At 31.8% G+C, this 11,602-nt stretch carries 11 protein-coding genes; 2 read left to right on the forward strand and 9 right to left on the reverse strand.

What is annotated here, in order from left to right; genetic code table 11:
- Positions 1 to 7: 7 nt before the first annotated feature.
- Genes BC748_RS12470 through BC748_RS12480 form a run of 3 tightly spaced genes read right to left on the reverse strand, consistent with a single transcriptional unit; the run spans position 8 to position 3,395 of the window.
- Entirely contained in the window at positions 8 to 529 is a 522-nt protein-coding gene (locus BC748_RS12470; RefSeq protein ID WP_133533833.1) for a methyltransferase, read from the reverse strand.
- A 26-nt stretch (positions 530 to 555) separates the two neighbouring features.
- Positions 556 to 2,604: a tetratricopeptide repeat-containing sensor histidine kinase gene (locus tag BC748_RS12475; RefSeq protein WP_162846469.1), complete on the reverse strand. Its 2,049-nt coding sequence runs from the start codon at positions 2,602 to 2,604 to the stop codon at positions 556 to 558.
- Between the two features lie 44 nt (positions 2,605 to 2,648).
- Entirely contained in the window at positions 2,649 to 3,395 is a 747-nt protein-coding gene (locus BC748_RS12480) for a LytR/AlgR family response regulator transcription factor (RefSeq protein ID WP_133533835.1), read from the reverse strand.
- A gap of 237 nt (positions 3,396 to 3,632) precedes the next feature.
- Here BC748_RS12480 and BC748_RS12485 point away from each other — a divergent pair, with 237 nt between their 5' ends.
- Complete coding sequence (locus BC748_RS12485) at positions 3,633 to 5,471, forward strand: LamG-like jellyroll fold domain-containing protein (protein WP_133533836.1); 1,839 nt, start codon at positions 3,633 to 3,635, stop codon at positions 5,469 to 5,471.
- Between the two features lie 205 nt (positions 5,472 to 5,676).
- Here the strand turns inward: BC748_RS12485 and BC748_RS12490 are convergent, their stop codons facing one another.
- Complete coding sequence (locus tag BC748_RS12490) at positions 5,677 to 6,735, reverse strand: 3-oxoacyl-ACP synthase III family protein (protein ID WP_133533837.1); 1,059 nt, start codon at positions 6,733 to 6,735, stop codon at positions 5,677 to 5,679.
- A 184-nt stretch (positions 6,736 to 6,919) separates the two neighbouring features.
- Here BC748_RS12490 and BC748_RS12495 point away from each other — a divergent pair, with 184 nt between their 5' ends.
- Entirely contained in the window at positions 6,920 to 7,606 is a 687-nt protein-coding gene (locus BC748_RS12495) for a T9SS type A sorting domain-containing protein (protein ID WP_133533838.1), read from the forward strand.
- Positions 7,607 to 7,650: 44 nt separating this feature from the next.
- Here the strand turns inward: BC748_RS12495 and BC748_RS12500 are convergent, their stop codons facing one another.
- The 5 genes from BC748_RS12500 to BC748_RS12525 form a co-directional block, all read right to left on the reverse strand.
- Entirely contained in the window at positions 7,651 to 8,022 is a 372-nt protein-coding gene (locus tag BC748_RS12500; RefSeq protein WP_133533839.1) for a group III truncated hemoglobin, read from the reverse strand.
- Between the two features lie 133 nt (positions 8,023 to 8,155).
- Positions 8,156 to 8,854: a hypothetical protein gene (locus tag BC748_RS12505; protein WP_133533840.1), complete on the reverse strand. Its 699-nt coding sequence runs from the start codon at positions 8,852 to 8,854 to the stop codon at positions 8,156 to 8,158.
- A gap of 174 nt (positions 8,855 to 9,028) precedes the next feature.
- Positions 9,029 to 10,147, reverse strand: a complete 1,119-nt coding sequence (locus BC748_RS12515; protein WP_133533842.1) for a hypothetical protein — start codon at positions 10,145 to 10,147, stop codon at positions 9,029 to 9,031.
- A gap of 111 nt (positions 10,148 to 10,258) precedes the next feature.
- Positions 10,259 to 10,627 (reverse strand): transcriptional regulator, encoded by a 369-nt coding sequence (locus BC748_RS12520; RefSeq protein ID WP_133533843.1) that lies wholly within the window; start codon positions 10,625 to 10,627, stop codon positions 10,259 to 10,261.
- Between the two features lie 387 nt (positions 10,628 to 11,014).
- Entirely contained in the window at positions 11,015 to 11,482 is a 468-nt protein-coding gene (locus BC748_RS12525) for a hypothetical protein (protein ID WP_162846470.1), read from the reverse strand.
- Positions 11,483 to 11,602 lie beyond the last annotated feature (120 nt).

Genomic DNA, 11,602 nt, shown 5'->3' on the forward strand with positions numbered 1-11,602 from the left:
CTGAAAACTATTTTCTCTCCGCGTAAACCAAATAATACCTTGGTGTAAACCAACGGAACAACGGACGAAAGCCAAATTTCTTAACCGGATGTGTAAACTTTACGCTATCGATGATTTTGAAACCGGTTTTTTCTAATAACCAATCCAATTGCCAGTCTTCAAATTCGTGGTAATGTCTGTCCCATTTATCGGTTTTGCTTCTGTAAGCTGGAGAAAACCACAATCGCAACGGAATGGAAATAAGCACTTTGTCACATTTTACATTTTCTAAAACCGTATAAGGATTGAGTAAATGTTCAAAAATTTCAAAACCAGTAAATACTTCATAAGATGCGTTTTGCAAAGCGGTTTGGTTATTGTCTAAATCTTCACCTTTGGTGTTAATGACTTTATAACCATTATCTTCCATGATTTTGGAAAACGGATTTGGAACGCCCAAATCAAAAATGGTTTCCGAAGTTTTGATGTGTTTTTTTAGAAAATCTAACGTGATGTTGAAGCGTTTGCTTGGATATGTTTTCTCGTACATTGTTAACTCTAATTTCTTGGACGAAATTACAAATAAATTTTTAGTATTACTCTTGTACCGATAGCATTTCCCTTTTCATCTTCTAAATCAATGTACATTAGTACTTCGCCTGTTTTTCTTTCATTTATAAGTTGAAGACGTTGAGCTACAGAATTGGTTGAAAAAGAGTTATGCGACTTATTAGATTTAATGCCTTGCGATTTTTTTCTACCAATTCCGTTATCTTCAATAGTGCAAATCAGGAATTCTTCTTTTTGATCAAAGTTAAAGTTGATTTTGACATTCTTTTCGCCTTTTTTGTGGAGTAAACCATGTTTGATGCTGTTTTCTACAAATGGTTGAATAAGCATTGGCGGTAACTCGGTATATTCGTCGTCAATGGAATTATCGATTTGAATTATATATGTAAAATCAGTTTCAAACCTCATTTTTTCTAGTTCAAGATATTTAGTAAGTATATCAACTTCGGTCGATAAAGGGATTTTCTTTTTACCTGAAACGGCAAGAATTTGTCTGGTTAAATAGGTAAAATTGCCCATTTGCTCATTGGCAATTACTTTGTCGCCATACATGAATTGTTCTTGAATGGAGTTGAGTGCATTAAAAATAAAATGTGGGTTCATTTGACTTTTTAGTGCTTTTAGTTCGCTTTCGGTTGCTTTTTTTTCAGCCAAAAGCGTTTTCTCTGTTTCTTCCAATGATATTTTTAAGAGTTCATTTTCTTTGTTAGTTTTATAGCGTTTGAACAATAAAAAACTGATAACGACCAATGAAACTAAAAAGATAATTATGAAAAGATTGATTGATTTTTGGCGTTGGTTTTCTAGTTCAGCAATCTTTTTTTGTTGGGATAATGCTTTAATTTGACTTTCTTTTTTTTCGGTTTCATATTTAAACTCCGATTTTAAAGCGATGTTTTTATTTTCGTCATAAAAAATGCTGTCGCCAATATTTTTTGCTAAAGTTTGATAGTCAAAAGCAGCTTTGTAGTTAGTAAAATGTTGATGAATAGTGCTCAATAACTCGGCAGCATCTTTTTTCTCAGCAGGATAATTGGAGATTTTGGCAATTTTGAACCCTTTTTCTGCTTCAATTAGTGCTTGTTTATAATTTTTTTTGAGGAGATAGATTTTACCTAGGTTGATTTGAACTCGCGCTAAGTTGTTCTTGACATTTAATTTGTTAAACAATGCTGCCGATTGTTTCAAATAGTTTTCGGCTTGGTTAAAGTTTGTTTCTTCCAAAGCAATTTCACCAAGATGCTTGAGCGACATGGCTTTTGCAGTTTCAAAATTATTTTTGTTGGAAATGGTTAAACTTTTTCGAGCAAATTTTTTGGCTTCGCTATATTTATTTAGTTGAAAATTTGAATTAGCCAAACTGTTTAAAAGGATGGATTGTCTGTTTTCCAGTTGATTATCAGTAGCAATTTTAAACCCTTTTTGATAATAAACAATAGCTTTTTGATATTCTTTTTGGTTGTCAAATACTCTTCCAAGTGCTAAATAAGTTCGCTCAATGCCTTCGATATCGTTAACTTCTTCAAAAATTTTAAGAGCTTTTAAGTTGTTTTCAATGGCTTGAGTAGTATTTCCTTTTAGATTATATACATATCCAATGTCTGTTAAAACATAGGCAATCGTCGTTTTATTTTTAGATTGATTAGCATAGCGCAACGCTTTTTTAAAATAAATCAAACTGCTATCTACTTTGCCAAGATAGTCAAAAGCGGTTCCAATATTTTGCAAATTGGAAGCGCACTGTTCATCAAATTTGATTTTTTTGGCGACTAAAAATGATTTTTTATAACAATTGATGGCTTTCTGGTATTGGTCAGTATAATTGTAAAATGCACCTTCATTGAGCAATGCAATTGAATAGTATTTGTAAAACGTTTTTTGAAAAGTATAATTGTTGGATTTTAAGTTTTTGGAAGCAATGGTTTTGAGTTGGTTATTGTCTTTTATCCAAAGTAAATGGTTGTTTTCTTCTTCAATTTTTTTATTCAAATCATAGCAAAGCAAACTGTCTTTTACTAAAAGTGTAGTCTCATTTTTAGATTGAGAAAGCACCATTTGAAAAAGAAAAAGTAAGCAACACTGAAATAAAAAACGTTCTTTCATACACTGATACCACCAATAAATTCGTCGAAATCATTTTTCTTTTCCCTAGCAACTGGGATAATTTTGTTGTTTTCAAAAACGAGCGTTGCACCATCTTTTTTGCTGTATTTAGTAATTTTTAAAACATTTACTAAAAAAGAGCGATGCACTCTATAAAAGCGATTATCGTTTTGAAGTAATTCGTCAAACTCTTTAATTTTTTTACTGACAAGATAATTTCCTTTGGTAGTGATAACGTGAGTATAAGAACCATCGGCTTCGAAATAGAGTAAGTCCTCTATTTTTATAAACTGCAATCCATCGGAAAGCGGTAAACCAATTTTTTGCAATTGTTGTACCGAGAGGTTTTCTTTTAAAACCGAAACTTGCTCAATGATTTTGTTTTGACCTCTAGTTTTGATGGCTTTTTCAGCCGCGGCTTGCACTTTACTTATACTAATAGGTTTTAAAATATAATCAATAGCCGAAACTTCAAAAGCTTGCAAAGCATATTCAGAATAGGCAGTACAAAAAATAGTTTCAAACGGCGGAATGTCAAAGTAGTCAAAAAGCGCAAAACCGTTTTCATTGGGCATTTCAATATCCAAAAAAACAATATCGGGTTTTTGTTTGTTGATAATTTTTACCGCTTCGTTTACACTGGTTGCTTCATCAATTACTTCAATGCCTTTGCAATAATCAGTAATAATGTTTTTTAGTATAGAACGTGCTTTAGGTTCGTCGTCAACAATTAGGGCTTTCATGTAGGTAGTAGTTTCTATTTTCAAAAGTAAATGTTTTTCATGAAAAAAATTAGTCAAAAAAGTACCGTTTATGAATTCAAAACGACCGTTTGTGAAAACAGAGAACTAAAAAGAGTTTTTAAAACAATAAAACAATTTAAATTTCCATTTATGAAGTCAAATCTACAGCTTGTGTAGTTACACATTCAAAACGAATGAATAGAATCTAATTTCGCACAAAATTCTAAATCTAAAAAAATGAAAAAAATTCTACACTTTATGTTATTTGTATGTGCGATTGGAACGACCAATGCACAAACACCTATTTATGAGTTTAATTTTGATAACACTATGGCAAACTCTTTTGGAAGCGGTTCAATCTCTCCTTGGTCAGAGGTTAATTTAGGTGGATTAAACTCTGTTAGTTATGTTGTTGACAGAAATGGACAAGCCAACTCGGCTATAAATATTCCAGCAACTTCATCTTTTACTGCTAATGCACCTTTACTTCCGCAAAGTAATGCTGCTAGGTCAATATCATTTTGGGTCAAATTTATTGGCGATACTGATAATAAAAACTTCCCAGTAACAGGTTGGGGAACTGGAAACCCAAATCAAGCTTTTGGATTTTGGAGAACCGGAATACAAAACTCTTACTATACTTGGGGTTCAGGAAATGACTATAATGTGCCTCAAACTAATGCACAAATACAAGCTAATAACAATGGTTGGGTACATATTGCAATAACTTACACAGGAACTACTTTATCGATATTTTTTAATGGTGTTGATGCTGGTAACTATCAACGAACTCTTAATACAACAGGTGCAACACTTTCATTAAATAGATTAGTAAATGGTTCTGTTGGTAATGCAACTGCAACTCAAATAGATGATTTAAAAATTTATGATACTGCTCTAACAACAGCTCAAGTATTAAGTTTGTATAACCCAAATGCTTCTGGAAATCCGCCAGTAATTTCCAACGTTTCTAATTCGTCACCTACTTCCAATAGCGCTTTTGTAAATTTTAGCTTAAATCCTGGCGGAACTACGACTACAACTTCTATTGTTGTAACACCATTAGATGGAGGAATTGGATCGGTTTTCAACGGACCAACAGCTTCTGGAAGTACAACCCAACAATTAAGTTATAACATAACTGGATTAAATCCTGCTTCTTGCTATACTTACAGAGTTGAGGCAAGTAATAGCGCAGTAAGTCTTGTGCAATCGCCAATAGAAATGTTTTGTACAAATGACGCTAATTTTAATAAAACTCCAATCTATCATTTTGAATTTAATGGAAACACTCAGGAAAAAAGAGATGCTTCATTAGCATTTGGTAATCCAAACTCAGGGTTTGTAAATAACAACACAGCCATTCGTTTAAACAATAATGTACAAGCATTAAATCTACCCTTTTTGCCTCAAGGGTTTAAACCAAGAACTGTTGCAATTAGAGTGTTTTTCGAGTCAGGTGCTTTATCGCAAACTAATAATGTTTTTAGTTATGGAACAGCAACAGCCAGCCAGTCATTTGGTTATGATCAAGAAACAGCTTCTCAAGCAAATCACTATTATTGGTCAAATGACAACATTTTTTCCAATCCAGTTAATTTTGGAACGTACTATACTATGGTGTTTGTTTATGACGGACTTGACACAAGAATTTATAAAGATGGTATTCAGGTTGATATCAGTTCAAACACACCAAATACCGTTGGGACACTATTTAGATTGGGTAGAACAACTACTGGTTTAGGAGGATTTTTTAATGGTAGAGTAGATGATTTACGAATTTATAATGATACGCTGAGTGCAACAGAAGTGGCAGTTTTAACCAATTCATTATCAAATAATGATTTTTCTAATAATTTGAACTTCAGTTTGTATCCAAATCCTGCAAATTCTATTGTAAACATAAATTTAGAAACCGAACTAAAATCAGTTGAAATCTATTCTTTACAGGGACAAAAAGTGATTTCAACAACCGAAAAACAAGTTAATGTTTCAAATCTTTCTAATGGAATTTATATGATTAGGGTAGAAGATGTTGATGGCTTGTCAAATACCAAAAAATTAGTCATCAAATAAGTTATAATTAAAAAAGCGTAACTAATAACTAGTTACGTTTTTTTAAAAATAAGTTAATAAATTTTTTATGAAATATTTTATTAAATACAGATTAGAAGTGACAATATTTCTGATTTATAGTATAATTATGGTTATAGCTTTTATGTTATTTGTATAACAAGTAGGTTGTTTTTTGATTGTTAAAACCAAGTATTTATGCTTGGTTTTATATTTTATACACAATCGCATTCACATTCATACCTGCGCCAACTGAGGCAAAAATAATAACATCACCTTTATTAAGTGAGTGATTTTCTAGTTCGCCTTTTACTAATAAATCATAAAGTGTAGGAACGGTGGCAACACTTGAGTTACCCAATTTATGAATACTCATCGGCATAATGCCTTCGGGAGTTGCTTGCCCAAATAGTTTGTAAAAACGGTTGATAATCGCCTCGTCCATTTTTTCATTGGCTTGGTGAATAAGTATTTTTTTCACTTGGTCAATACCAATGCCGCTTTTATCTAAACACGATTTCATGGCTTTTGGCACATTGCTCAATGCAAATTCATAAATTTTTCTACCGTGCATTTTTATGTAGCGAACATCAGGATCATGGTCTTTGTTGAACGAGTTGCCAAAGAAAAGATAGTAAGCTTCGTCATAAGTAAACGTAGCCGTTTCGTGTGCTAAAATACCGCCTTCTTCTTCTGTTGCTTCTATCACTGTAGCACCAGCACCATCGGAGTAAATCATGCTATCGCGGTCGTGCATATCAACCACGCGCGAAAGCGTTTCGGCACCAATAACCAAACATTTTTTTGCCATTCCGGCTTTGATAAACGCTTGGGCTTGTATCACGCCTTCAACCCAACCAGGGCAACCAAAAAGCATGTCATAGCAAACGCAACTTGGGTTTTTAATTCGCAAATTATATTTTACTCTAGTAGCTAGAGTAGGCAGCAAATCGGCTTGAATAGCTCCTTTTTTTACATCGCCAAAATTGTGTGCAAAAATGATATAATCTAACGTTTCAGCATCAATATTAGCAGCTTCAATAGCTCTTCGTGCCGCTATAGTAGCAATGTCAGAAGTAGTTAAATCGTCCGAAGCATAACGGCGTTCTTCAATACCTGTAATATCATAAAATTTTTCGGTAATGACTTCATTCGGCAACAGAAAAGGACTTCCGTCGTCATTAAGAAAAATATGTTTGGTAAAATCATTATTAGTAACAATCTCTGTTGGAATATAGCTTCCTGAACCTGTTATTTTTATGTTCATTTTCTAAAGTTAATGAATGACAATATGTAAAATTACTAATTAAATATGAATTAGAGTTAAATTAATTACTATGCGCGCATATAATTATTGTATTATCATTTTTTTTACAAAATATTGATAATTATTCAATAGTAATACTTGTTTTTTTAATAAGTATTATAATATTTTTGTAAAAAAAATAAATATGAAAAAAAATTACTTACTTTTTTGTTTACTTTCTTTTGTTTTATCCTATTCACAAAATGATATATGTGCAAACTCAATTTCTTTAACTCCAAATACTAATTGTGTTACAACAACTGGAACATTTAGTGGTTCGAGTAATACAGGAACAACCACAGCATGTTCGCCAACATCATTACAAGATGTTTGGTATAGTTTTATTGCTACCGATCCAACGATGAGTGTACAATTAACCAATGGTGTAGGAGTAAATTTAGGAATGGAAATCCTGTCAGGTTCATGTGCTGGAAGTAGTTTTGTATGTGATAACAGTTCGACTAGTACTTCGAGTGAGTTTTACTTGAATAATAATTTCACGGTTGGCGAAACCTATTTCATAAGAGTATATCACACCGAAGCAGTATTATTAACAACTTCTTTCAATATTTGTGTTCAAAATCCAACACTATCTATAGAAGAGAATGCTTTAAATCAATTCAAAATATATCCAAATCCAGCTACTGATTTTATCGATATTCAATATGATGGTATTTTATCAAAGGTAGAAATATATGATAGTATTGGAAAAATTGTAGCCAAAACAGATAAAAATAGGATTGATATTTCTAATTTATCAATAGGTATTTATTTAGTAAAAATTGTCAACCAAAATGGTGGGGTTAGTACCAAGCGAATAATCAAAAAGTAACTATTAAAAAGTAAAAAAAACGGAATTTAGTTCCGTTTTTTTTATTATTGATTGGCAATTTTTATTTGCATTACTGTAGCAATATTGAGAGCTTGGGTTTTTATTTGTTCCGCTTTGCTTCCTTTAAAGTTTTCATCAACGGTGGTATAAAAATGGTCAAGCCAAATGGTAAACAGCTCAGGCGACAGGTGTTCCTTAGCATTCACATCCAAGTGAATTTGCGTTAAATTGTTGGTATAACCGCCAGTACCCAAAATGGCCTGCGACCAAAACGTAACCAATATAGGCAAATGTTCCTCGAGTTTTATCTTAACTACTTCCGTAAAAATATAACTGATGGATTCGTCTGCCAGTAGCTTTTTGTAAAATGCTTCAACTAATAAGTATAAATCGTCTTGGGTTTGAATGTCGTTCATTGCAACTAAATAAAAGACAAAGTTACTCGAATTAGCAATTGATAAAAATGATTTATATCATTCTTTAGAAAATTGTCTTTGTTTGTGGGCACGGATTGCAAATCCGCGCTATCGGGTATAATTTCTTTTTATTTTAACTATGCCATTTTATAATTCCAATTTTTTCATCGTTTTGTTGTATATTTTTGAATTTCATATTTTTAAAATTTTCTATGAATTCAACTTTTTTAATTACCTCGTAAATATTTAAATTTTCATTAAACTTATTTATATCTATTTTTATTGATATAAAATCTTTTTCTTTGAAATTTGTTAAATCTGTACTCTCAATTTTGAATCTACTAAAAAAAGTAAAATACTTAAACCCACTCGATCCTAGTGTATAATTATTATATGAAAGTGTGTCAAAGTATCTGTGTCCGTATGGTGGATCAACATATTCAGGAACTTTTTCAAATAGCAAATTTAAATTACATTTAGTTTTTTGGTCATTTTTTACAATTAAAATTTCATTTAGTGAAAATGTCAATTTTTCTGTAGAAATATTTTTTATAATAAATTCAATCCAATATTCTTCACTATTGGAATATTTAAACAGCCTTGTTAATTCTTCCAGATTTATATGCTCATCTTCTATTTGTCTTTCAACTTTTATATTTGAATGCTCAATTACTCCAATCTCAGTAATGAGCTCATTAATTTTTTTCAATTTAAAGCTAAGGTTATCCATATCGGCATTTTCATTTTTTTGCTTATTAAATGCATATACAAAAGCAACGAAAAATAATAGAAAAATTAACGAAGAAATTATAATTATTGCATTCACTATCATAGTTTATTTTTTTGCGAATTTTTGGCAAATACTAGCAGCTAACGTTTTGCAGCTACAAGAAGTTGGCGATTTCGGAGACGTAAACTGTCTGCCACCACTGAACATGATACGAAGCACAAAACTTCATTGAACCACTGAACCGCCAATTTCTTGTAGGTGCTGTTATACGCTTTTTTATTCAATTGATTTGGGTTGAATTGATTCCAATATTCTTTCAATTTGTCCAAATTTAGTATTCTGATATGGTGCTTTTAAGTCTTCATTTACTTCAACTGTAATTGGTCGCATTGATATCTCCATTTCTTCTACTGGTATTTTTTCACTTGTCATTTGTGGCAATACTAATGACGAATACATATATGAAATAGGATTTGTTAATTTGATATTCGCCTTTAGTTCATCACAAAATCCTTTATCCCTGCTTTTCTTTATCGGTATGACAAGGTTTGAAAAATTTCCAAAATGAAGTACAGGAATTTTACCATTGTATTTAGTAGAGAAAAATCTTACTCCATCAAGTTCTTTATGATTTACAATCCATTGCAATAATAATTGCGGGATTATATATTCAGGTTTGAAGGGTGCTTCCCTATGAAATACTACATTTGATACTGCTGCTTGTAATGGCCAAGTTGCAATAAATTGGATTATTAGAAATGCTGACATTTCATCAATATCTCCATCTTTATCAAAACCAATAAACGATAATGCTTGACTAGTATGATTAAGATTTAAAAATTTAAGCTTACAATCTTTTAAGTCATAGCGAGAAAACTGAACTTTATCAAAATCAGGCTTGCCCAGTTCCTCCCAACATAGATAAGTTGAATTTGCTAAATAAAGACACGGAATCCCTGGTAAACTATACCTTTGAGAACTGACTAAATGTCTTTTTTCAAAAGGAATGTGAAACATTTCTTCTCTTTTAAAAAGAACATCAGAACCTATTCTTGCCCTATAAAATTGTTCAGGTTCTTTTATACTTGAAATGTTAGTCACGCCTTCCTTAATTAAAAGATATTTCTTTATTTGCTCAAGCCCCTCTTCAAATATTTTGTATGCACCTATTGTATCTCCATTTAAAAACGTCTTGATGGCATTAAGAATTGCTTTTGAAAGTTGTTCAATGTTGGGTTGAATTGTTTGCAACTTTTCCTTCAGTCTACCATCGAATGATTCTACTTCAGATAGGAATTTTTCAATTATTTCCTTTTGATGCAAAAGAAAGTCATCACCAATTCTAACCTTTGGTATTTTAAAAAAATCTGAATTAAATCTTTTTTCGTTGGTCATTTTAAAATTGCACATAACTCGCATATAAGCGAATGTTCCGTTTGTAAATGTTTACAAATGCTTAGTGTCGTTTGTAAGCATTTGTTGTAAATATAAAAAAAATCCCAACAACTAATCCGTTACTTTATGAATCCCTTTATAAACCTTCAATTGGGTTTCTAATGATTTTATGTATTCTTCCTTTTCTAGCAGTTGGACTTTCAGTGCTTTTTCGGCTTTGGTTTCATAGGGTATGTTGAGTTGTTCGCCTAGTTCCATCAAAAAATTGTGCTTCACTGCAAGGCTAATCCGCCAAAGGATATTAAACTGAAAGGATGGTTGCTTAAAATATTGGTTGAATGTAGTAGGTAAAATACCTAAAAAAGTAGAAACGTACGATTTCTTTATTTTATTCTTTTCTACATGAAATTGAACGTAGTTACCCAAATGTTTTGGATCGCCTTTTCTTGTTTTTTGATATCGTTTGCTATTGTCAATCATACTTTTAGTGCTATTGTTGGAACAAAAATAATAAAATAATCCATAAATAAAACTCTTTTTTACTTATTTGTTGGTTTTTATACCTAACTAAGTTGGTTATTATAACCAAATTAGTTGGTTGTTTTAACTAACTATATTAGTTGCTATAACCAGTATAGTTGGTTATTATAACTAATTATATTGGTTGTTATACGTAATAAAATTAGTGCTTATAACTAAGCTAGTTGGTTGTTATAACTAACTATATTGGTTTTTATACATAAGTTACTTGGTTCTTATGCCATAGTTTTTATTTTTAAACATTGAAAATCAATTATTTAAAACTAAAATTTTAGGCATAAAAAAAGCGCCTCTTTCGAAGCGCTTTACTTAATAGTTTGTTGTTTTTTAGCTGTTTGGATCGGTTGCTGGTTTGCCCGGTCCGCCTTGTCCCGCAAAGCGTTGTTTTAACTGATTGTGAATTGCATCAGCACCTGGAACACCAGCATCTGCGGCAGAACTAAATAGTTTGTACAGTGCTAGGGCAGAGGTATAGGCCTCGCTTCCAGCCAGTAGTTGGGTGTCTTCCAGCTTTTCTAATAATTGTTTTACTAGAATAATGATTTCGTCGAGCTGGGTAAACAAGGTCATGTCGTTTTGAATACTCGGAACCGATACATACGACGGAATGAGTTGCACATTGTTTACTCCAGCATGGATGGCGTCTTCGGTAAAAGCTTTGTTGTTAACATCAATAGCAGGTAACGCGATGCGCTCCTCAATGGTTAGCCCTGTAAGGAATGGCAGGTTGGTGTTGATGGTTTGAAGTGCGGTTTTAACGGCAGTGATTTGCGTTGTTGTTGCTGTAATGTTCATACGATTGTTAGATAAATTTGACATATAATAATTATTTATTTTTTAATGGGTAAAAAGTAAATCGTTTTTTTATAACGCAAATCCCTAAAATTGCCGTCACATCTTGATAAGTGATATTAT

This window comes from Flavobacterium dankookense (genome assembly GCF_004362665.1).
GTDB lineage: Bacteria > Bacteroidota > Bacteroidia > Flavobacteriales > Flavobacteriaceae > Flavobacterium > Flavobacterium dankookense.